We start from the raw sequence: 21,815 nt of genomic DNA, 5'->3' as shown, positions 1-21,815 counted from the left end.
ATACGAAATAGAATTGGCTTTCATCCGTTCACCGTCGCTTCATGTAAAGCTGATAACTTTCTTTCCAGCTCATTAATAATATGTTTGCCAGCCTGTTCATCAATAAGATTAAGTCGAATAGCGAAATCTATCTGACGGGACAGTCCAAACATCTGCGTGTCCAGCACCTCTTCATAGAGCGGGCATTGCGGCATCGTTAAATTGTCCATCTGTACTTCGATCAGTTGTCTGATCTTTTCAGCGTCTGCCTTGAGGACAGCATAGGCCTGATCGCGGCTCTCGGTAGCGGTCTCCATATGCACATGCATCCCTCCAGAATGAACTCCTACGTATATCTTATCGGCTCAAAAAAAAAATTGCAAGCATCGGTTGAAAAATACTTTAGGCTTTTCGCCGTAGTGGGAGGCGTAAAATGAAAGCGCGGAAGAGGGACCTCACCTGGAAGGGGTGACAAGTGCGATATCATACCCCAATGGCAGATCGCGTCGCGCCTTGAGGGATGATTTTCGCGTTTTCATACCCCAAATGCAGACCGCGCCGCGCCTTGAGGGATGATAATAAGCCTTCCCACCTCGCACCTCTAAAAATGAGTATGTTACGATTGGGAAAAACAAGAATGGAGTTAAAGAAATGGAACCTTTTATCGTCCCCGTATCAGGTAAAGTTAACTATCGAATTACCATTGACCCGACCGTTTGGATTTTTGACAACCGTAAAATAGAGCTTGAATCATATTTTAAAGACCCGCAAGCGTGGGAAGAAAACACGGAAGAAGGAAACGGGCATCGACGCTGGCAAACCAATCAAATCCGCTCGAAAAAAGAAGCCGTCATCGAAGGTTCGTATGGCATGCCCTTACGCCCATTTATCGACAATGCCGAACCTTCGCCTTCCGCTTCCACGCTCGTCGCCATCACTTCCTCGGGCGAGGAAATCACCGCCTCGCTGGAGGAAGGGAAAACATGGATTGCGGGCTTCTCGGCCGAGGGGCAAGCATTAAAAGAAGATGGTCCCATTCATATTTATTATGCTGATGGTTCCAACCAGCAATCACCGGTGACCAATGTTGTCGCTCTACGGGTAGACTGATAGACGAGGTATCACCCAGACTTCGGCGGTCACTCCATCGACCTCATCTCAGGCCTTTGCCTTGTATTCGCGGTTCAATGTAGGACCCGCTTCGACCACTTCGCAGGCCATCACCTGTATTCGTGGTCGATGTTGGACTCCCCTGCCGCCCCAGCCCCACCTTAAAGCAAATCAGCCGCCAATTGGGCGAGGGTTGAGCGTTCCCCTTTCTGTAATGATACGTGCCCGCTTAAGGCCTGGTCTTTAAAACGCTCGACGGCATATGCGAGGCCGTTATTATAGGCATCCAGATACGGATGATCAATTTGTTCCGTATCTCCCATCAAGACAATTTTCGTCCTGTCCCCGACTCTCGTTAAGATCGTTTTCACTTCATGTTTCGTTAGATTTTGCGCTTCATCGACGATGATCAGCTGACCGGGCAGACTGCGGCCACGAATATATGTGAGTGCTTCCACTTGAATGGACCCCAGCCCCGGCAAAATATTTTCCACTTCTCCAGGTTTATTCGCATTGAACAGAAATTCGAGGTTATCAAAAATCGGTTGCATCCACGGGCGCAATTTTTCGTCCTTTTCACCCGGCAGATAGCCGATATCTTTGCCCATCGGTACGACGGGACGCGAAATTAATAATTTTTTATAAAGCTTTAAATCCTCGGTTTGCAATAATCCGGCCGCCATGGAAAGCAATGTTTTTCCCGTCCCCGCTTTCCCGGTCAGCGTCACAAGGGACAAACGTGGATCCAGCAAAATATTTATGGCCATCTTTTGCTGAACATTTCGCGGTTTAACCCCCCAAACGCTTTCGCGGTCATGGGTGATCGGTCTCAACATCTCCCCGCTTTCATCGACACGACCTAAACCAGATATCGATGGTTGCAGCTCATTTTTAAGGATCACGAAAGAAAAAGGATACAGAGGTGAGCCCGGAAGATCTGTCACCGGGATATTTTTATCCTGATAAAAGCATTCCAACAGGGCAGGCTCAACATAGGCGACCGTGTATCCTTTATAAAGATCATCGTCCACGAGTACCCGGTCGCTGAGAAAATCTTCGGCCTTGAGGCCTAAGGCTTCTGCTTTTATGCGAACGAGCGCGTCTTTACTCACGAGGATCACTTGCTCATCGCGCCCGGCTTCTTTACGTTCTTCTTCCAGATTTAACGTCAATGCAAGCAAACGGTTATCGCTGGTGGCTTCGGGCAGCGTCTCCTTCATCTTTTCATAGGAAAGGTGATTCAACTCCACACGTAATTGTCCGCCGTTTTCCAGAGGGACCCCTTGATGCAACGGTTTCAGGCCTCTTAGCTGATCCAGAATTCTCGCTACTTCACGGGCATTTCGTCCGATTTCATTCATGTATTTCTTTTTCGTGTCCAGTTCCTGCAACACAATCGCGGGGACGAGAACATCATTCTCCTCAAAGGCAAAAAGCGCGCGCGGATCCTGCAAAAGTACATTCGTATCGAGCACATAAATTTTTTTCAATTCGTTACCTCCCGGTTTACGAATCACGCCTCTTACTTTTGTTTATGCATTCGCTGGCGCAAAGTTGACAAGTCTTTTCCCCGGATGCGAATCGCGTGTTACAATGGAAAATGAATGCTTTCGAAAGGATCCAGTGAGTGAAAAAATGAGAGCTCAATGTTTATTATGCCATCGCATCGATACGATTAATGATGATGACCCCCTCGCGAAACGGCTCCGCAACCGGCCGATTCACACGTACACCTGCCCCGAGTGTTACGACCGTATTGCTCACAAAGCCAAGACAAGGCGAGGGGAAAATAATTAAGTACGTAAAGAAAACTTGGCTTATCGCCAAGCCTGGCGAAAGCCTTAGTTGCACTTATGCAGGGTAAGAAAGTGGTTTATACTTTCTTACCTGCCAAAAAAAGCCCGGACAGAACGTCCGGGCTTTTTTATCCTGCTACTTGTTGTTTTCTCTTGTGGATTCGCAAACGAATCCGGTAGATGCCGAGGACTGCCGCGATGGCGATAAGGGCTTCGACGACAGGCATGAAAATGGCAAAAAAAGTCAAGACAAAACAACCGATAACGAGACCGGTATACACGACGACATTTTTCAGCAACGGCAATTTTCTCGCGAAACCGAGGTTAAATACGATGACGCTTAGGACGACGACCGCGATATACAATAGCCAAAAACCGAGGGCCATGTTGTCGTATATATTAAATAGCTGTGCAAACCAGGAAAAATCACCTTGCGAGAGTTGGCCACCTTCTTGCACTTCGCTTACCCCCTAATTGATTTGCTGCTTTTTGCGTTTTTGTTCGCGCTCACGTGCGGTCGTGTCCAGCGTTTTCTTACGAAGGCGTATCGCCATCGGCGTCAGTTCACAGTATTCATCGTCATTCAAGTACTGGAGCGCTTCTTCCAATGTCAGAATGTGAGGCTCTTTTAAGGTTGTCGTTTGTTCCTTGAACGCTGAACGAAAGTTATTGGCCGCTTTTTCCTTTGTAATATTGACGCCCAGATCGTTCTCCCGATTATGCTCGCCGACGATCATCCCTTCGTACACCGCTGTACCTGGTTCTACGAACATCTTTCCGCGATCTTCCAGATAGTTCATGCTGTACGTCGTCGCCTTTCCCTTTTCATTGGACACGAGCACACCTTCGCGGCGTCCGGCAATTTGTCCTGCAATGGACGGCTGATAGGAATCAAACGAGTGATTAATGATACCATAGCCTTTCGTTTGGCTCATAAATTCGGTCGTATAGCCGACAAGACCACGCGCGGGGATTAAAAATTCAAGTCGTGTTTGCCCCTCGCCCTGCTGTTCCATATTTTTCATTTCGCCCTTGCGTTCTCCCAGGGATTCCATGACCGCCCCCGTGTATTCTTCCGGAATGTCGATCTGTACGTGTTCATACGGTTCACTTTTGACCCCTTCAACATCTTTTATTATCACTTCCGGTTTGGACACTTGCAGCTCATAGCCTTCCCGCCGCATATTTTCAATGAGGATGGATAAGTGCAATTCGCCGCGGCCGGATACCGTCCAGGCGTCGGGGGAATCGGTTTCCTCCACTTTCAGGCTCACATCGGTCTCCAATTGACGCAGCAAGCGTTCTTCGATTTTACGGCTGGTGACATAGTCGCCTTCCAGTCCGGAGAAGGGGCTATTATTGGCCAGAAAAGTCATTTGCAACGTCGGCTCATCAATCCGAAGCGCGGGCAAGGCTTCCACATGGTTCTCGAGGCAAATCGTCTCGCCAACGTTAATATCGTCGACACCGGCGATCGCGATAATATCCCCGGCACCTGCTTCGTTAATCTCCCGTTTTTCGAGACCGTGAAAGCCAAACATTTTGCTGATACGAAAGCTCCGTTCCTGTCCATCTCTTGTCACCAGAACCGCTCGGTCGCCATGAGAGACTTTCCCGCGGAAAACACGGCCTACACCAATACGGCCGAGGAAATCATTATATTCCAGCATCGTAATCTGGAATTGCAGCGGCTCATCGCGATTATCTTTAGGAGCGGGCACGTTGGCAATGATCATGTCAAAAAGAATGTCCATACCCTGATTGTCATTGGCTTCGGGATGTTTAGCCATGCCTTGAACGGCTGACGTATGCAGGACGGGAAAGTCGAGTTGGTCTTCAGATGCACCCAATTCGATAAAAAGATCGAGCACTTCATCGACGACTTCTTCCGGCCGCGCGCTTTCCCGGTCGATTTTATTAATAACGACCACCGGTGTCAGATTTTGTTCCAGCGCTTTTTTTAACACAAATCTCGTTTGCGGCATACACCCTTCATAGGCATCGACGACGAGAAGGACGCCGTCTACCATTTGCAAAATCCGTTCAACTTCACCCCCGAAGTCGGCATGCCCGGGCGTGTCCAGAATATTGATCTGTTTATCCTGATAACGTAAAGCTGTATTTTTCGCCAAAATCGTAATGCCACGTTCTTTTTCCAGGTCGTTGGTATCCATGGCACGTTCGGCGACGTGCTCATGAGCGCCAAACGTTCCGGATTGCTTCAGCATTTCATCCACGAGCGTCGTTTTACCGTGGTCGACGTGGGCAATGATAGCGATGTTGCGTAAATCGTCTCGAATGCTCACTTTGATTTCTCTCCTATCTGTATATCTGTTCAACTTTATAATTGTACCATAATGAACGGCGAGTCTTCAAAGCGCAGGATACATCTATTGCTATCCCCGCCCGATGTGTTTTACACTGTAGATAACGAAAAAAGCAGGTGAAACGATGAATAGAATTTACTGGCCATTACTCTTGTTAGCCTTTCTTGCGACAGCTTCCATCCTCGCTTATGGGGTGGCGGTAGCGCAACGGAGTTTCCTTATCGCTATTATTGCGACGGTGGTGCTTGTTTTATCCTTTAAAGGCGCGTCGATGTATCGAAAAAAGAAAATCGTTCCCGAAAGTGACGGGAGCCAGTGAAAAGAACAGTCCTTCCATACCGGAAGCGCTGTTCTTTTCTGCGCGGATCACTCATTGCATCTGTTTAATATTTCCTCATGCACATGCTTTTCTCCCGCGAGTACGGTACATGATTCCATAAATAACTGATCTCCCCTGAACAGCGGCGTACACTCGGCGCCTGTTTCAGCAATCAAAACAGCCGCGCCCGCGTAATCCCACGGAGAGAGGCGCATATTGACATACGCGTCGAGACGTCCGGCCGCGATATAAGCCAACTCCAAAGATGCCGACCCGTAAGAACGTGTAGCCCGGACATCCCTGACAATACCTGCAAAGACTTCTTTTGTTCCGGGTCTTGCCCGACCCACGAGCCAGCGAGCATTAAAGCCGATAATCGCCTGGGAAAAATTCACTTTCCGGCGGGGGAGTAATTTTTTGCCGTTGAGGTACGCCCCTTCGCCTTTGACGGCCGTAAACATTTCATCGGCGATCACGTCATAAATGACGCCGACTTTGCCTTCACCTTCAAAATAAATCCCGATGGAAATAGCAAAATTCATGTATTGATGAACGTAGTTGGTCGTCCCATCGATAGGATCGATGAACCAGGTCACGGTATGTTCAGGAATCCGTTCTTCATGCTCGCCTTCTTCACCGACGACAAAATGCCCGGGGAAGGCTTCTTTAATTTTTTTCGTCAAAAATCGCTGCACCGCAAAATCATTCTCGGTCACGAGGTCATCCGCATCTTCCTTCGTTTCAATATCCAGCTTTCGAATCGCGGGATCGTAAAGACGGTGTGCGGCTTCCGATATAAATGAAATAGCTCGATCTTTTATTGCTGTCCAGTCCAAGGGATGAACCCTCTCTTTCACTTTTCGTGTTGATTAAATGGATATCGTTAGTATCTCACACTTGCTATGTATAATGGAAGGGGCGCCGGTTTTAATGGCAGACATACAAAAAAGCGGGCATCGGCCCGCTTTTATATCGCTACGCTTCCAGTCGTATGAGCTCTTGTCTCAGTTGTTTCAAGCGTTGTTTTGTTTGCACAACACCATCGGGATCATTGCCTTTCATTGCATCGTGGAGCGTGACAAGTTCGTAATCGATTTCCAGACGTACCACCGGGATCCTCTCTTCCGCGTCAGTCCTCTTAAGCGCTTGTATCACTTGTTCCATCACACACACCCCTCTTTTTTTTAAACCTCTGGTGCCGACAAGCAATGACATGATTAATTATTCTGATTTTGATCATTATATCATATGCGCTCCATATTTCAAGCGTCCTGTTTGCCAAAAGGTTTGCTGTTTGCTTCCGCACGCTTGAGACGCTATCATATGAAATAAAAGGAGTTTTGCCAATGAACCTGCCAACATTTACACAACACGACTTTCAGACGTTCGAAATCGACGGGCTCGAGCCCCGGATGGAGGCGATACGGGAGCGGATACAACCGAAATTCAAAGCACTCGGAGAGCCGCTGGCCGACGAGTTGAGCGACTTAACCGGGAACGATATGTTCCTGCACATCGCCAAACACGCCCGCCGCAAAACAAACCCGCCTACGGATACATGGCTCGCTGTCGCCCATGACAATCGCGGTTACAAAAAACATCCCCATTTCCAGGTTGGGCTGTTTGATGATCACCTCTTTATGTGGCTCGCTTACATTTATGAGCTCCCGAACAAAAAGGAGATCGCGGAGCGTTTGTTGGCGCAGCAAACGCACCTTGAGCAGCTTCCCAACGATTATGCCGTTTCACTGGATCATACGAAGAAAAACGCTCAAACACTCGTGGAGATGGACAGTGAAGACATGGAAAAAAGCCTCGTCCGTTTTCGCGATGTGAAAAAGGGCGAATTTCTTATCGGCCGCCAAATCGCCCATGACGACCCGCTCCTCGGAGATGGGGAAAAATTATTCACCACAATTATGGAGACGTTCAGAACGCTGCAGCCATTCTACGAACAAACGACGCAAATGCACACCTGAAAAAACATTCGGGAACGCGGCCAGTCAAGCCAACGCACCTGGAACTGGGCATACATTCCATTTTGAAGGACGCTGGAACCTTCCAGCGTCCTTCTGTCTGTAAAATATATCCATATCGAGGGGTGCTGGAAACGCCAGCGTCCCTCAATTTGGGTAATTCTTCCATTAAGAGGGGCGCGGGGATGATGATCTCTTACGTGTGGCGCACGACGGTATCCGGATCTTCTGCTTTTCGCGCCATCTGCACCGTGCGCCAGCACAATTGCCCGGCACGCTTGTCATAATCCCGAAAATACGTCTTTTCTTCATCCTTGGCCGGGACCACTTTTTTAAATTGGTTATAAGCGTTGAGAAGCTCCCCAGCTCTCACTCCCTCGCCGTAAGCACGATCCACGAGTGTAAAAAAATGTACGACCTTCACGATCTCCTCTTCAGACCAATCCGTAGAAAAAGGGATAGACACTTCTTCCTCATTCATCGTTAATCCACCTTATAAGTCAAGTCCCTCTATTATAGCAGCTAATCATCCTCCATTTCAGCCTCATCCCTAATTTCGTCGTATGAACAGGATGAAAATATCGCTCGTTTCATCGCGGAAAGAATTGAGGAAATTCTCGAGGAAATGGACCTAAAAGGGAAAAAAACGCTTAATGAAGCAGGGGCTGTCAAGAAAAATATCTTAACAGCCCCTCTCCATTATTTCGTAGCCCGCTTTTTCTTGCAGTGATCGCAATTGCCGTACAACGTGGCCATCTTGTCTGCCTTGAAATGCTCAATGGTACAGTCACACTCGGAACAAACGATAATTGCCATTTCCATCGCACTCCCTTGAAAGCGTTTTATCATTCGGTACTCTTATAATATGATGTCATAATCGATTTGTCAACGGGTAATTGTATAACACATTCCATTCCATATATCAGAAATCAAAAACCGGAAGCCCGAAAAGCCCGCACGTGAGACGCGCGGGCTTCAGATCACTCCTGCTCCAGTTCTATTTGTTCCGGGTCGATAAAATCATAGCCCTCGTCTTCGAGGCCGATAATAATATCTTCAAGCGCCTCGTTCGTCCATTCCCGGTCATGCATGAGAATATTGGCGCCGTTTTGCAAGTATTCCGTCTCCACCATAATATCCGCCAGGGCGTCGGGATCGGTATATTCTTCTTCCCAGTCAAATCCGTACGTCCAATTCATGCCGAGCATGTCCTCTTCTTCCACAACTTCCCAGCTTCTGTCTGTATTCATGCCGTGAGGGGCCCGAAAAAAGTCCGGCCGTTCATCGGTGATCCGTTCAATTTCATCGCTCAGCTCGACGATTTCTTCTTCCACGTCCTCTTCGGGTATTTCCGCCAAATTGGCATGTGTCATCGTATGATTTCCGATTTCATGGCCATGTTCCTTGATTTCCAGGAGCTCTTCCTCCCCTTCTTCATCATCTATAAAATGATGATTCACGAAAAAAATCGCCGTGACCCCTAGATCATCAAGGGTTTCAGCCATTTCCGGCCCGTGTTCATCAGGGGCATCATCGATGGTGATCAATACTGCTTCCTCCTCGGCATCATCGATGGGCTCCAGTGCCCAGTTACCCTCATTCAATATGTACTCGGGTTTAGTTTCTTCTTCTATTTCTTCTTCTGTCGCTTCAGCTTCTTCATCGGCCTCTGATGGGGACTGGTCATCCTCGTTTTCTTCTTCTTCGATCTCATCCAAATCTACTTCCTGCTCCGTCTCCTGGCAGGCAACGAGTAGCGAAGCTGAAATCCCCAGACATAAGACACCTTTAGCATATGTAAACCTCATGATCTCTCCCCCATTATCTATTTTGCTTTCCCCATCATACACCATGACACGCTCTATGTCATAGTTTGCTAGATTCTGAATATGTTCATGTCAGACACCGACGTTTTCTGTCAGTTTAAATCTGTCTCGTCTGTTTTTCTTTTTGATTACAGTTTATTTAAATTGAGCCATAATCGCCCTTTGGCATGCTATGATCAATAAAAGTCCAAAAGGACGGGAGACAACTTATCGATGAAAATATCCGCTGTTATCATCATCAGTTTTTTGTTCGTATTTATATCAGCATCCTGTAGCAACTCTGAAGATGTTGGGGGCCTCTCGCACGCCAATGAACCCCAGGCATTACTATTTACCGATGAAAATACAGAAGATATCGAGCGGCAATACTATGAAGCACTCATCGACTTTCAACACGAAAACGATGAACAAACCGATGTAACCATCGTCCGCGAAAATGAGCCCTCGGTTGCCGACTACGATATCGAAGAATATCCGACGCTTATCCTCATCAAATGCGATCAATCCGATACGTCCATTAGTGGCGAACATACCACAGAAGAGATTAAAACGTTACTTCAGAAGCATTTTTCGGAGTGAAGAAGCTAAAGAAAACTTGGCTTATCGCCAAGCCTGGCGAAAGCCTTAGTTGCACTTATGCATGACAAGAAAGCTATACTTTCTTGTCTGCAAATAAAAACGCCGCTACTGCCATGGCAGTAGCGGCGTTTTGTGCTCACGTTCTATTTAACATGAATCGGGGTACCAAGAGCCACGTCAGCCGCTTCCATCGTAATTTCTCCAAGGGTCGGATGCGCGTGAATGGTCATCGCCACATCTTCGGCCGTCATGCCGGCTTCAATGGCAAGACCAACTTCCGCGATCATATCGGAGGCACTCGGTCCTGCGATCTGTGCACCGATGACAAGACCATCGTCTTCGCGCGTGACGAGCTGCATAAAGCCATCCGAATCGTTTAAGGAAAGGGCGCGACCGTTGGCCTGGAAAGGAAACTTCGCTGCTTTGGCTTCAAAGCCTGCTTCTTGCGCTTCATCTTTCGTATACCCTACAGAAGCCAACTCGGGTTCGGAGAAAGCGACTAGCGGGATACCCAGATAGTCTATCGCAGATGCTTCACCGGAGATCACTTCTGCGGCGATTTTCCCTTCATAAGAAGCTTTGTGAGCAAGGGGTGGGCCATCCGTAATGTCTCCAATGGCAAATATGTTGGAAACGCTCGTGCGCGCCTCCTTATCGGTCTGGATAACGCCCTGGTCGTTCATTTCCACGCCGATTTGCTCAAGGCCAAGTTCGTCTGTATTCGGCTTGCGGCCCACGCTCACGAGCACATAGTCCGCATCGATGTTTTGTTCTTCGCCTTTCACGTCCGCTGTCACCGTTATGCCGTCTTCACTCTCTTCTACACCGTTTGCCATCGCTTCGGTGTAGAACGTGACGCCTTTTTTCTTCAGGCGACGTTGAACGAGTTGCGACATTTGCTTTTCAAAGCCGCCGAGAATACGCTTTTCACCTTCTAAAACGGTGACTTCACTGCCGAGATTGGCGTAAGCACCGGCCAGTTCAATGCCGATATAGCCGCCGCCGATCACGATAAGTTTTTTCGGAACATCTTCCAGTGCCAAGGCGCCCGTGGAATCAATGACTCGCTCACTATATTTAAGATTGGGCAGTTCGATCGGTCGCGAGCCTGTTGCAATGATACAGTTCTTGAATTTGTAGGATTGTCCACTACTATTCTCGCCGGAAACCCGGACCGTGTCTTCACCGGAAAAATAGGCTTCTCCCTCGACAATGTTCACCTTGTTCCCCTTCAACAGGCTCTGGACACCGCCGGTTAGTTTTTCGACAACCCCGCTTTTCCATTCCTGTAACTTGGTAAAATCGAGAGAAACGTTTTCGGTCGTGATGCCCAATTCGGCATTGCCCTGCGCCTTTTCATAGCTGTGACCGGCTTCAATCAATGCCTTGGAAGGGATGCACCCTACGTTTAAACAGACACCTCCCAAATCACCTTTCTCTACAATCGTCACGGACTGCCCGAGCTGAGCAGCGCGGATGGCTGCCACATAACCCCCGGGGCCGGATCCGATGATGATGGTATCCACTTCTTCTGCCAAATCTCCTACGACCATGTACTACCCCTCCATAATTAGTAATTCTGGATCGTTCAGCAATCGTTTGACATGATTCAGGGCCAGCTGTGCGTTGACACCGTCAACGAGACGGTGGTCATAACTTAAGGATAACGCGAGCATCGGCCGAACGACAACTTCACCGTCCCGGACCACCGGTTTTTCTTCGATGCGTCCGATGCCGAGAATAGCGACTTCAGGGTGATTGATTACCGGCGTGAAGTACGCGCCGTTTGCCGAGCCGACATTGGAAATCGTGCTCGTCCCGTCTTGCATCTCAGCGTTCGTTAACTTGCCGTCTTTGGCCTTTTGAGCCAGCTCATTAATCTCCTCGGCCAGCATGAAAATCGACTTGCGATCAGCTTCAGGCACAACCGGTACGACCAGTCCCCGGTCCGTATCGGCGGCTATCCCCATATTATATCGCTTTTTGTAGACGATCTCTTCATTTTCATCGTCGATGGACGCATTCAGGCTCGGAAATGCACGTAAAGCCGACGTGTACGCCTTAACGACATACGGCAAGTACGTCAATTTGATTTCCTTTTCCTCAGCGAGCGGCTTGAATCGTTTCCGGTTAGCGACGAGGGCGCTCACATCCACTTCATCCATATGCGTCACATGGGGGGCGGTGCGCTTGCTGTTAACCATTGCATTCGCGATCACTTTCCGCATACCCTTAAACGGCACTCTTTCTTCCATCGCTTCGGCGGCAGGGGCAGGCGTCTCTTCTTTTGGTTCTTCCCTTTTCTCTTCTGCCTCCGTCTCCTGGTCGCCGCTTATAAATGCTTCAACGTCTTCTCGTAAAATGCGGCCGTTCTTGCCGCTCCCCTTGACGTCACTGATGGTTACGTCTTGCTCACGGGCATATTTGCGAACCGAAGGCATCGCAATGACCCGTTTTTCTTCATCTTCATCCGACGAATCTTTGTCGTCTTCTTGTTCTTCGCTTTGCCGATCTGGTTTTTCCTCGTCTTTTTGCTCCGCTTCCTCCCTGGAGGACTCTTCCCCGGAGGATGGTGAATCATCGCCGTCGTCTTCGTCTTCCTCTTCTTCACCGCTTCCGTCATCTATCGTGACAACGACTTCTCCGACCGTTACAGTGGCACCTTCATCCACTTTCACATCCAAAACGGTTCCGTCTACCGGTGAAGGGATCTCCATGACGGCTTTATCATTTTGCACTTCAAAGAGCACGTCGTCCTCTTCGACTTTATCTCCTGCCTTGACCATCCATTGAGCAATTTCGCCTTCCTCAATGCCTTCACCGACATCCGGGAGTTTAAATTTATAAGCCACTGTCAGACCTCCTTTATCGTGATCCCCCTCTTATGGGGATCGCTGTTTGCTTCACGTTTCTAGAAATTCCACGTTTCTTTCGCTTTGGTTACGATATCTTCATGATCAGGCAGCCAAACATCCTCATCAGAAGCAAACGGATAGACGGTGTCAGGTGCGGTGACCCGGGCCACGGGCGCTTCCAGATGAAGAATCGCACGCTCGCTGATCTCCGCGGAAATGCTGGCGGCCACACCCGCTTGCCGCTGGGCTTCCTGGATGACGACGGCACGGTTTGTTTTCTTGACCGATTCGACAATCGTTTCAACGTCAAAAGGACTTACGGTACGCAAATCGATGACTTCAGCCTCGATATTGTCTTCACTGAGCTGCTCGGCCGCTTTTAACGCGGAATGGACCATCGCCCCATAAGCCACCAGGGTCATGTCTTTGCCTTCCCTTTTAACCTCTGCCTTATCGAGGTCAACCGTGTAAGCCTCTTCGGGAACATCGCCTTTTAACGAACGATACAGTTTCATATGTTCCAGATAAAAGACAGGGTCATCCGAACGGATCGCTGCGATGAGCAGACCCTTTGCATCATAAGGGTTCGACGGAATAACGACACGGATACCCGGGGTTTGCGCCATCAACCCTTCGAGGCTGTCAGGATGCAGCTCCGGGGTCTTAACACCGCCGCCAAAGGGGGCACGGACCGTAATGGGGCTGTTGTAATACCCGCCCGTACGGTAGTGCATGCGTGACATCTGTCCGGCAAGACCATCCATGACTTCATAAAGGAAACCGACGAACTGTATCTCCATAATCGGACGGAAACCGGTGACCCCTAAGCCGATGGCCAATCCGCCGATACCCGATTCGGCGAGAGGTGTATCGAAAACACGATCCTCACCAAATTCTTTCTGCAAGCCTTCCGTCGCCCGGAAGACGCCGCCATAATAACCGACATCTTCCCCGAAAAGAAGAACATTGTCATCGTTGTTTAATTCCGCGCGCATGGCATCTGTCATTGCTTGTATCATTGTCATTTCTGCCATAATTAATTCGACTCCTTCGCCCGATACTCCTCCAGTTGTTCCTGAAGGTTATTCGAGAGGTCATTCCCCATAATTTCAATCAAGTCACTGACTTTTTGGCGAGGTATCTCTTCGGCTTTCTTCATTGCTTCTTTCACATCTGCTTTTGCCTGGTCGACGATTTTATTCTCTTTTTCCTCTGTCCACAGCTCTTTTTCCTCGAGGTACTTTCTAAAGCGCACGAGCGGATCGCGTCTTTCCCATTCACCGTCTTCCTCTGAACTGCGATAGCGAGTGGGATCATCCCCGGAAAGTGAGTGTGGGCCATAACGGTAACAGAGCGTTTCAATCAAGGTCGGACGGTGGCCTTCCTGCGCTTCTTTTCGTGCTTTTTTCGTCACGACGTAAACCGCGAGGGGATCCATGCCGTCGACCTGGACACCTTCAATGCCCGCGGCTACGGCTTTCTGTGCGATGGTTTCCGCCGCTGTCTGCTGGTCGGCGGGGACAGAAATGGCATACTGGTTGTTTTGCACGACGAAGATCGCCGGAACCTGAAACGCGCCTGCAAAGTTTATCCCTTCGTAGAAATCTCCCTGCGAAGCACCGCCGTCACCCGTGTAGGTGATCGCGACTTGCGATGATCCTTTTTTCTTCAAGCCGAGGGCAATGCCTGTCGTTTGCACATAATTGGCCCCGATAATGATCTGGGGAGGAAGCGCGTTGACGCCCTCGGGCATTTGCCCGCCTTTATAGTGACCTTTGGAGAACAAATAAGACTGCCAGAGCGGATATCCTTGCCAAATCAACTGGGGAACATCACGATAGCCCGGCGCAATCCAGTCGTCTTGCTCCAGGGCAAAATGAGAGCCGAGCATGGACGCTTCCTGGCCCGCGACCGGAGCGTAAAAGCCCAACCGGCCCTGACGACCCAACGAGACGGCCCGCTGGTCAATGACTCTCGTATAAACCATCCGATACATTAGCTCCTGTAACTCATCGTCGGATAAGTCAGGAAGCTCGTCCTCGTTCACAACTTTTCCTTTTTCATCGAGGATCCGGAACGTTTCAAACTTATGTTCAGCCATAATGGCTCACCTCTTCCTTCCTAATCATTGGCAGATAAGAAAGTATAACTTTCTTATCATGCATAAGTGCAACTAAGGCTTTCGCCAGGCTTGGCGATAAGCCAAGTTTTCTTTATTGCCGAAGCGCTCATTAGCTTTCATTTAGATAACAACACTCCCCCTCATTCGACATGCGCTTATACTTTACATTACCCGAAAACGCTTGTTTTCAATCTTTTTTTCGGCGACCATTTCTGTTTCACATTTAATAAAAAATGACTGATACAATCATTTTAAATTAAGTCTACATTACTGGCATTTGATCCGTCAATGCTTATGATTAAAGGATTAAATCCCGCTTCCAGGACATAGATTCTGTTATACATCAATGCGTTCATTTTCGTCGGTATTAATATAACAGAAAAGCACATAGCCTACTCAGACGCATTCATTAACCCGGCCATCGTGTAGAAAGCTTCTTTTTCTTCATTAAAACTTGCGGTGTGCTCGTTGAAGATGTCTCTGTGATGTTCGACGGTCTCGTATTTGTCATTAATGGCATCGATTTGGTTTTCCAGATCTGCAAAGGCCAGTTCCTCATCGGAAAAAAGTCCATAAAGCTCCCGGTCCAATTCAATAGCCTGTGTATATGCTTCATATAAGTCATTATGGGCTTCATACCGCTGTTCCATAAGGCCCAGCAATGTTTGGGCCTGTTCCCGGATCTGTTCATTTTCGAGCCCAGGGACATAGGTTGCCGCCTCTTCAACCTCCGCGTAGGCCTGAGCAAGACTTTCCCTTTCCGTCTCCAGGTGTTCTTCCCGCTCCTCGACATATGTAACCGCTTCGGAAACGAGTGTATCGATGTCATCCATGTCCGACAATCCCGATGCCAGCATGTCTTCAAATCGTTCATTTTCCTCTTCTTCTGCCGCGAGGAGAGGCTCTTGTTGATTTACAAATGCCTCTTCCAGTTCCACGGCCCTCTCCAGATGCATTTGCATGCTCTCCTCAGGCCGTTCACCGCAAGCTGTAAGCAGGCAGAGTATCATGAATCCTAAAGCGATCGTCCATGTTTTCACCGATCAACCCCCTCGTTTACATGATCTTTCCATCCGCCACCATCATACTAGGAAATGGTAAACGGTTGCAAAAAAGTTCATGCCCCTGAATTGGGTGTTTAACCAAACGCGTTCATTTTTTTCGCATAAGCTGTAGGGTAAACGCTCAAGAAAGCGTTAAAATCAAAGGAGGATTATTCATGTCTTATGGTTACGGTGGAGGCTATGGCGGCTACCATGGCGGCTATGGCGGGCAAAAAGGCGGGGGCTTCGCGCTCATCGTCGTCCTCTTCATCCTGCTCATTATTGTCGGAGCCGCGTATACACCCGATAAAAAATAATGGAAAACACTCTGCTTTTCCGGCAGAGTGTTTTTTCCTTCTGTCTGAACGTGGGCCGTGGGCCATGGGCTTTTGTGAATCGATATCATCTGCTATACTAAAAGCATAAAGAAAACTTGGCTTATCGCCAAGCCTGGCGAAAGCCTTAGCTGCACTTATGCATGATAAGAAAGTTATACTTTCTTATCTGCAAAGTAAAGGCAAAAGGAAGCTTTGACGAATAGCCTCCGTCTGTGCCTCACCAAACACCAGTCCGCAAAAGGAGGCGCATCGTTATGATAACGATGGACGATATCGCACGCGAGGGCAACCCCGTGCTCCGGGAAGTTTCCGAACAGGTAAAGCTTCCCCCGACAAAAGAAGAAAAAGATTTGTTACAGGACATGTTACAATTCCTTATCAATAGTCAGGATCCGGACATCGCAGAAAAATATGAGCTCCGTCCGGGCAGCGGACTTGCAGCTCCGCAACTGGGGATCACCAAGCGAATGTTTGCCATGCATGTCAGCGATGAAAAAGAACGTTTGCACAGCTACGGATTCATCAATCCCCGGATTATCAGTCATTCGGTTGAAGAAACCAACCTGGAAAACGGGGAGGGCTGCCTTTCGGTAGATCGGGAGGTTGAAGGCATTGTACCGCGGTATGCCCGTTTAAAACTACGCGCGTACACCCTGGAAGACGGGGAAGTCACATTACGGCTCCGAGGATTGCCTGCAATCGTCGTCCAGCATGAGATCGATCACTTGAACGGTGTCATGTTCTACGATCGTATTGAAGACTACACCGGCCCGTATAAAAAACCGGCACCCGCACCTACTATTTAAAACGAAAGGAGCCTGCTTCGGCCCCTTTCGCCAACTATGATAAAAGCCCCAGTTTCTTCAACCCTTTGGCGATTCCTTCTTCATCAACGGCCGCCGTGGTAAAATCCGCCGCTGCTTTTGTTGCTGCCAAAGCGTTGCCCATGGCCACGCCTGTCCCTACAAGCTCGAGCATCTCTATATCGTTCAAGGCGTCACCGAATGCGAGCGTATCCTGAATATCCACATCCAGAATGTCCGCAGCTTTCTGTACCCCTTTTGCTTTTGACCCGCCCGCCGGCAGAACATCCACGGAAAATTTATGCCAACGTACGAAATTAAAATCACGATAATGATCATACGAAAATGGTTCATTTTCCTCCGTAAACAGCAGTGCCTGATAGATATCCCCTTCGGGCCGCTTAAGACTTATTGGGGGATAGTCCATATTCAGTTCGCCCAGACATTGCGCAATTCGGGAATGATTCTCAACATCGGTGATGGCACCCTCGTGGTCCATGAACACCATGACATGTTGATCGTCGCTCGCAGCTTCGTGCAGGGCGGCCAATGCTTCTTGTTGCAATGATCTGGCTAGCACCACTTCCCCTGCCACGACAACGTATGACCCATTAAAACTCACGTACGTATCAATGTCAAATGCTTGACGAAGGCTCTCAAACATAAACGGAGCCCTTCCCGTCGCGATCGCTACTTCATGTCCCCTTTCCTTTAACGTTTCAATCGCTTTTTCGGTCGCATAAGGCACCGTCTTTTCGTCATCATAAAGCGTGCCATCAATATCAAAAAAGACCAATTTCTTATCCATACGGCTACTCCTTCTCCTTTAATGTCTATACCACCATTATGTCGTAAGCGGCCTGACTTGAAAAGTAAAAAAGTGTAAGCCCGATTTTCTTCCATCAATTTACTCACACATTTCAGGCGCTATCTACACACGCTAAAAATAAAGAGAGCAGGAGGGATATCACATGCTGAAAAAATTGCGAAAACGATTGCGTAAGCGCTATCGTTCTTTACTCCCCAAACAACGTTCCATTCGTACTTAAAAAATTCAATCAATTGGCAAACCTTTACAATCGTTTGCTTTCTATCAAAAAGTAAGCTACAATGGAATAACTGTATGCAGAGTCGACTTCTATGTATGCATAAGCCCTCTGTCATTATGATCCCGCCGAGCATGTAATAATGACGCAGAAAAAGATGCATACTGAAGGCTCTGACACGAACGGAACCCAATTTGTAAAAGCAAAAGCAGGGTGAATCGCAGGATTTCACCTGTCTTTTGCTGCTGAGAAAAAACGATTGTTAAGGAGAGAATGTTTAGTGATTTTTAAAGTATTGTATCAACCGAATTTTGATGAAATGCCGGTTCGGGACGAAACACGAACCCTTTTTATTGAAGCCGAAAATGAAAGAGAAGTACGAAAAAAACTTGCTGACGACTATATCAACATCGAGCTTGTCCAGGGATTATCGGATGCTCATCTTAAATATGAACAACGCAGCGAAGACTTTAAGGTGGAGAAAAGATAGATGAAACAATTACAAACTGACCAGATTGCCATTTTCGCCCTCGGAGGGCTTGGTGAAATCGGCAAGAATACGTATGCCGTTGAATATAAAGACGAAATCATTATTATTGATGCAGGAATCATGTTTCCGGAAGATGAATTGCTCGGCATTGATTACGTCATTCCAGATTACTCGTATCTATCCCGAAACGCCGACAAAATAAAAGGCGTTTTTCTGACGCACGGCCACGAAGACCATATCGGCGGTATCCCTTATTTATTACGGGAAATTAACATTCCCGTCTACGGCGGAAAACTGGCGATTGGCCTCTTGCGCGGAAAGCTTGAAGAACACGGTTTACTGCGGCGAACGGTGCTGAAAGAACTGGATGAAGACGACGTTATTACGTTTAAGCACACATCGGTTTCTTTTTTCCGTACCACCCACAGCATCCCTGATTCTTTGGGTATCGTCGTTCACACCCCGGAAGGAAATATCGTCCACACCGGCGACTTTAAATTTGATTTCACCCCGGTGGGCGAACCGGCCAACCTGACCAAGATGGCCAAGCTCGGCGAAGAAGGGGTGCTTTGTCTGTTGTCGGACAGCACAAACAGTGAAGTGCCTGATTTTACGATGCCGGAGAGAAAAGTCGGCGACAGCATCAACAATATTTTCCGGGAAGTGGAAGGCCGGGTTATTTTCGCGACGTTTGCTTCCAACATTCATCGTCTGCAGCAAGTCGTTGAATCCGCGGTCACCTACGGGCGAAAAATTGCCGTGTTTGGGCGCAGCATGGAGTCAGCCATTACCATCGGCCAGGAACTCGGCTATATTCGCGCGCCCAAGGATACGTTTATTGACAATAGCCAAATCAACCGGTTGCCCGACAATGAATTGACGATTCTCTGTACAGGCAGTCAGGGCGAACCGATGGCCGCACTCTCAAGAATTGCCCACGGCACCCATCGCCAGATTCAAATTATCCCGGGGGATACAGTTGTGTTTTCCAGTTCGCCGATCCCCGGAAATGCCCTGAGTGTGAACAAAATTATCAATCAATTGTTCCGGGCCGGTGCCAACGTCATCCACGGCCCCCTGAATGATATCCACACGTCGGGACACGGCGGACAGCAAGAGCAAAAATTGATGTTAAGTCTCATGAAACCGAAATATTTTTTCCCGATTCACGGCGAATACCGGATGCTCGTCAATCATAAAAAACTGGCCGTAGATTGCGGCATCCCCGAAGATCGTATCTTCATCATGGAAATCGGTGAAGTGCTCGCCCTTAAAAACAACGAAGCCAAAAAAGTCGGCAAAGTGCCTTCCGGCACCATTTATGTCGACGGGAACGGGATCGGTGACATCGGCAATATCGTCTTGCGGGACCGGCGCATACTCTCGGAAGAGGGGCTCGTCGTCGTCGTCGTAAGCATCGATATGAAGAACTTCAAAGTGGCCGCAGGCCCTGATATTATCTCAAGAGGATTCGTTTACATGCGCGAGTCCAGCCATCTCATCCACGACGCCCAAAAAATGCTGGACAGACACATCGCCGAGCTCATGAAACGCCAAACCTCCCAATGGTCGGAGATCAAAAATGAAATTATCGAATTGCTGAACCCCTTCCTGTATGAAAAAACAAAACGAAAACCGATGATTTTGCCCATCATCATGGAAGTATAACGAGCAAGCGGAAGCCTCTTTCGCTTGCTTTATTTAGCAGACAAGAAAGTATAGCTTTCTTGTCATGCATAAGTGCAACTAAGGCTTTCGCCAGGCTTGGCGATAAGCCAAGTTTTCTTTATTCAGATAGCTTTGCAGCACATCTATGTTGATCTTTCCTTCCTGCACATGGAGAAGTCGATCTCTCCCATCAAAAAGATAATAGGCCGGGAGCTTCCGAACGCTGAAAGCGCTAGCGATATACTGCTCCCCGTCCATACCGAGGGGAACATTGATACCGGCCCGTGCGGCAACAGCTCTTACCTCATAGGGATTCCGATCATCATTTCTGTTGGGGACGTGAATGGATACACACTGAACATTATAAGCGTACTTTCCGAACATATCCCCCGCTTCCGGAAGTTCGAGCCGCGACGTTTCACAACTGAGCGACCAAAAATGAATCAACGTCCATCGGTTTCGTTTTTCGGTATAAGGATTGAGCCACTCGGTTACTTCATCCATACGGGGAATGGACATTCCCAACGGTAAACCCATGGATACCACCCTTTTCCCATAAAAGTATCTTGAATCGACAGAAAAACCTACATTTTCCTTCAGCAAGATATGACAATATGTTATACTACTCAACGTTACAAAAATTGTTCCGGTTCATGGATATAAAGGAGTGAATAAAGGCATGGATTTTTTACTGGATGATTTCCTGGGGCCAGCGTTGGTTGTCATCGGACAACTCTTGCTCGCATTCATCGGTTATCTCATCGCCCGCTCGATCGGCAAGTCGATGATCACTCGGTCATTTCGTCGGTTGCAGGAAAAACGCAAAATGAACGCCAATCGTACACAAACGCTGGAAAAATTAAGCACAAGCGTTTTAACTTACACTTTATTGTTTATTTTGATCGTCGTCGTTTTCGGGATCTTCAATCTTCCGATCGGACCTATGCTCGCGAGCGCCGGTGTCGTCGGTTTGGCCATCGGATTTGGAGCACAGGGACTGGTGAGCGACGTCGTCACCGGCTTCTTTTTGTTACTGGAAAAGCAAATCGATGTCGAAGATTACGTCACGGTGGCAGAACTGGATGGCATTGTCGAAGAGGTTGGTTTACGAACGACTCGCCTTCGCGCATTCGATGGTACACTGCATTTTATTCCCAACCGTAATATCACCAGCGTCAGCAACCATTCACGTGGAAGCATGGAAGCCCTCGTCGATATAGGCATTTCCTTCAATGAAAATATCAGTGAAGCCATGAAAGTGCTACAGGAGGCTTGCGACCGTTTGGCCGAGGAAGAAGATGCGATCCTCGAAGGACCTGATGTTCTCGGCGTCGGATCGATTGACGAATACGACGTTAAGATTCGCATTCTTGCTTATACCGAGAACTTGCAACAGTGGGGAATGAAACGCAAGCTTCTCCAGGCAAGCAAGGAAGCGCTCGATGAGGCCGGCATCGAAATCCCGGTCCCGCAACAAGTATATATTCAGGATAAAAAATAGCGAGATAGCCTTCCGGGCTATCTTTTCTTTATGCAAG

26 protein-coding genes are annotated in these 21,815 nt (G+C 48.3%); 10 read left to right on the top strand and 16 right to left on the bottom strand.

The genetic code is table 11. The features are described from left to right. Nucleotides 1-20: 20 nt before the first annotated feature. Nucleotides 21-308: an Fpa/YlaN family protein gene (locus tag BLS58_RS06550; protein WP_425433670.1), complete on the bottom strand. Its 288-nt coding sequence runs from the start codon at nucleotides 306-308 to the stop codon at nucleotides 21-23. A gap of 322 nt (nucleotides 309-630) precedes the next feature. Here BLS58_RS06550 and BLS58_RS06545 point away from each other — a divergent pair, with 322 nt between their 5' ends. Beyond that, nucleotides 631-1,089, top strand: coding sequence for a hypothetical protein (locus tag BLS58_RS06545; RefSeq protein ID WP_090397222.1), 459 nt, complete (start codon nucleotides 631-633; stop codon nucleotides 1,087-1,089). 161 nt (nucleotides 1,090-1,250) lie between these two features. Here the strand turns inward: BLS58_RS06545 and BLS58_RS06540 are convergent, their stop codons facing one another. After that, a complete protein-coding gene (locus BLS58_RS06540) occupies nucleotides 1,251-2,579 on the bottom strand; it encodes a PhoH family protein (RefSeq protein WP_090397220.1) in 1,329 nt (442 codons plus the stop codon). Nucleotides 2,580-2,724: 145 nt separating this feature from the next. Between BLS58_RS06540 and BLS58_RS06535 the strand changes: the two genes are divergently transcribed. Next, nucleotides 2,725-2,886, top strand: a complete 162-nt coding sequence (locus tag BLS58_RS06535; RefSeq protein WP_090397483.1) for a YlaI family protein — start codon at nucleotides 2,725-2,727, stop codon at nucleotides 2,884-2,886. A 127-nt stretch (nucleotides 2,887-3,013) separates the two neighbouring features. On the opposite strand, the gene BLS58_RS06530 is transcribed toward BLS58_RS06535, so the two are convergent. Beyond that, complete coding sequence (locus BLS58_RS06530) at nucleotides 3,014-3,271, bottom strand: YlaH-like family protein (protein ID WP_090397482.1); 258 nt, start codon at nucleotides 3,269-3,271, stop codon at nucleotides 3,014-3,016. An 84-nt stretch (nucleotides 3,272-3,355) separates the two neighbouring features. Further along, the gene (gene typA / locus BLS58_RS06525) at nucleotides 3,356-5,191 is read right to left on the bottom strand and encodes a translational GTPase TypA (RefSeq protein ID WP_090397218.1); all 1,836 of its coding nucleotides are present in this window, start codon (nucleotides 5,189-5,191) and stop codon (nucleotides 3,356-3,358) included. 145 nt (nucleotides 5,192-5,336) lie between these two features. Between typA and BLS58_RS06520 the strand changes: the two genes are divergently transcribed. Then, complete coding sequence (locus BLS58_RS06520; RefSeq protein ID WP_090397216.1) at nucleotides 5,337-5,531, top strand: DUF5325 family protein; 195 nt, start codon at nucleotides 5,337-5,339, stop codon at nucleotides 5,529-5,531. Between the two features lie 47 nt (nucleotides 5,532-5,578). Here the strand turns inward: BLS58_RS06520 and BLS58_RS06515 are convergent, their stop codons facing one another. Both BLS58_RS06515 and BLS58_RS06510 read right to left on the bottom strand, forming a co-directional pair. Beyond that, the gene (locus BLS58_RS06515) at nucleotides 5,579-6,367 is read right to left on the bottom strand and encodes an inositol monophosphatase family protein (RefSeq protein WP_176764646.1); all 789 of its coding nucleotides are present in this window, start codon (nucleotides 6,365-6,367) and stop codon (nucleotides 5,579-5,581) included. Nucleotides 6,368-6,506: 139 nt separating this feature from the next. After that, complete coding sequence (locus BLS58_RS06510) at nucleotides 6,507-6,695, bottom strand: hypothetical protein (RefSeq protein WP_090397213.1); 189 nt, start codon at nucleotides 6,693-6,695, stop codon at nucleotides 6,507-6,509. Nucleotides 6,696-6,877: 182 nt separating this feature from the next. On the opposite strand from BLS58_RS06510, the gene BLS58_RS06505 reads away from it, so the two are divergent. Continuing rightward, the gene (locus BLS58_RS06505) at nucleotides 6,878-7,510 is read left to right on the top strand and encodes a YktB family protein (protein ID WP_090397211.1); all 633 of its coding nucleotides are present in this window, start codon (nucleotides 6,878-6,880) and stop codon (nucleotides 7,508-7,510) included. A 193-nt stretch (nucleotides 7,511-7,703) separates the two neighbouring features. Here BLS58_RS06505 and BLS58_RS06500 read toward each other — a convergent pair whose 3' ends face one another. The 3 genes from BLS58_RS06500 to BLS58_RS06490 all read right to left on the bottom strand — a co-directional run bounded on the left by BLS58_RS06500 (nucleotide 7,704) and on the right by BLS58_RS06490 (nucleotide 9,315). Further along, entirely contained in the window at nucleotides 7,704-7,988 is a 285-nt protein-coding gene (locus BLS58_RS06500; protein WP_090397209.1) for a UPF0223 family protein, read from the bottom strand. Between the two features lie 218 nt (nucleotides 7,989-8,206). Further along, on the bottom strand, nucleotides 8,207-8,323 hold the full coding sequence (locus BLS58_RS06495) for a GapA-binding peptide SR1P (RefSeq protein ID WP_090397480.1): 117 nt from the start codon (nucleotides 8,321-8,323) through the stop codon (nucleotides 8,207-8,209). A 164-nt stretch (nucleotides 8,324-8,487) separates the two neighbouring features. Next, entirely contained in the window at nucleotides 8,488-9,315 is an 828-nt protein-coding gene (locus tag BLS58_RS06490) for a polysaccharide deacetylase family protein (protein ID WP_090397206.1), read from the bottom strand. Between the two features lie 231 nt (nucleotides 9,316-9,546). Here BLS58_RS06490 and BLS58_RS06485 point away from each other — a divergent pair, with 231 nt between their 5' ends. Further along, nucleotides 9,547-9,912, top strand: coding sequence for a hypothetical protein (locus tag BLS58_RS06485; RefSeq protein ID WP_090397204.1), 366 nt, complete (start codon nucleotides 9,547-9,549; stop codon nucleotides 9,910-9,912). A gap of 143 nt (nucleotides 9,913-10,055) precedes the next feature. On the opposite strand, the gene lpdA is transcribed toward BLS58_RS06485, so the two are convergent. From lpdA to BLS58_RS06460, 5 genes are all read right to left on the bottom strand, one after another. Further along, nucleotides 10,056-11,465 carry a dihydrolipoyl dehydrogenase gene (lpdA, locus tag BLS58_RS06480; protein ID WP_090397202.1) on the bottom strand — a complete coding sequence of 470 codons (1,410 nt, stop codon included), beginning with the start codon at nucleotides 11,463-11,465 and terminating at the stop codon, nucleotides 10,056-10,058. A 3-nt stretch (nucleotides 11,466-11,468) separates the two neighbouring features. Continuing rightward, nucleotides 11,469-12,764: a dihydrolipoamide acetyltransferase family protein gene (locus BLS58_RS06475; protein ID WP_090397201.1), complete on the bottom strand. Its 1,296-nt coding sequence runs from the start codon at nucleotides 12,762-12,764 to the stop codon at nucleotides 11,469-11,471. A gap of 59 nt (nucleotides 12,765-12,823) precedes the next feature. Then, nucleotides 12,824-13,801 carry an alpha-ketoacid dehydrogenase subunit beta gene (locus tag BLS58_RS06470; protein ID WP_090397199.1) on the bottom strand — a complete coding sequence of 326 codons (978 nt, stop codon included), beginning with the start codon at nucleotides 13,799-13,801 and terminating at the stop codon, nucleotides 12,824-12,826. 2 nt (nucleotides 13,802-13,803) lie between these two features. Continuing rightward, nucleotides 13,804-14,868, bottom strand: coding sequence for a pyruvate dehydrogenase (acetyl-transferring) E1 component subunit alpha (pdhA, locus tag BLS58_RS06465; protein ID WP_090397197.1), 1,065 nt, complete (start codon nucleotides 14,866-14,868; stop codon nucleotides 13,804-13,806). 413 nt (nucleotides 14,869-15,281) lie between these two features. After that, the gene (locus BLS58_RS06460; RefSeq protein ID WP_090397195.1) at nucleotides 15,282-15,929 is read right to left on the bottom strand and encodes a YkyA family protein; all 648 of its coding nucleotides are present in this window, start codon (nucleotides 15,927-15,929) and stop codon (nucleotides 15,282-15,284) included. A gap of 179 nt (nucleotides 15,930-16,108) precedes the next feature. Between BLS58_RS06460 and BLS58_RS06455 the strand changes: the two genes are divergently transcribed. Both BLS58_RS06455 and def read left to right on the top strand, forming a co-directional pair. After that, nucleotides 16,109-16,249: a YjcZ family sporulation protein gene (locus tag BLS58_RS06455; RefSeq protein WP_090397193.1), complete on the top strand. Its 141-nt coding sequence runs from the start codon at nucleotides 16,109-16,111 to the stop codon at nucleotides 16,247-16,249. A 275-nt stretch (nucleotides 16,250-16,524) separates the two neighbouring features. Then, nucleotides 16,525-17,076, top strand: coding sequence for a peptide deformylase (def, locus tag BLS58_RS06450; protein ID WP_090397191.1), 552 nt, complete (start codon nucleotides 16,525-16,527; stop codon nucleotides 17,074-17,076). A 34-nt stretch (nucleotides 17,077-17,110) separates the two neighbouring features. Here def and BLS58_RS06445 read toward each other — a convergent pair whose 3' ends face one another. Continuing rightward, nucleotides 17,111-17,881: a Cof-type HAD-IIB family hydrolase gene (locus BLS58_RS06445; protein WP_090397189.1), complete on the bottom strand. Its 771-nt coding sequence runs from the start codon at nucleotides 17,879-17,881 to the stop codon at nucleotides 17,111-17,113. A 518-nt stretch (nucleotides 17,882-18,399) separates the two neighbouring features. On the opposite strand from BLS58_RS06445, the gene BLS58_RS06440 reads away from it, so the two are divergent. Together BLS58_RS06440 and rnjA are read left to right on the top strand one after the other, a co-directional pair. Then, nucleotides 18,400-18,609, top strand: a complete 210-nt coding sequence (locus tag BLS58_RS06440; protein ID WP_090397187.1) for a DNA-dependent RNA polymerase subunit epsilon — start codon at nucleotides 18,400-18,402, stop codon at nucleotides 18,607-18,609. After that, nucleotides 18,610-20,277, top strand: coding sequence for a ribonuclease J1 (gene rnjA, locus BLS58_RS06435; protein WP_090397185.1), 1,668 nt, complete (start codon nucleotides 18,610-18,612; stop codon nucleotides 20,275-20,277). It begins immediately after the preceding gene. Between the two features lie 78 nt (nucleotides 20,278-20,355). Here rnjA and BLS58_RS06430 read toward each other — a convergent pair whose 3' ends face one another. Continuing rightward, nucleotides 20,356-20,814 (bottom strand): TlpA family protein disulfide reductase, encoded by a 459-nt coding sequence (locus BLS58_RS06430; protein WP_090397183.1) that lies wholly within the window; start codon nucleotides 20,812-20,814, stop codon nucleotides 20,356-20,358. A gap of 142 nt (nucleotides 20,815-20,956) precedes the next feature. Between BLS58_RS06430 and BLS58_RS06425 the strand changes: the two genes are divergently transcribed. Beyond that, nucleotides 20,957-21,778, top strand: a complete 822-nt coding sequence (locus tag BLS58_RS06425; RefSeq protein ID WP_090397181.1) for a mechanosensitive ion channel family protein — start codon at nucleotides 20,957-20,959, stop codon at nucleotides 21,776-21,778. Nucleotides 21,779-21,815 lie beyond the last annotated feature (37 nt).

Origin of the sequence: Natribacillus halophilus (assembly GCF_900100185.1) — a bacterium.
Taxonomy (GTDB): domain Bacteria; phylum Bacillota; class Bacilli; order Bacillales; family Marinococcaceae; genus Natribacillus; species Natribacillus halophilus.
This window is presented reverse-complemented; position numbering and strand designations above follow the sequence as displayed.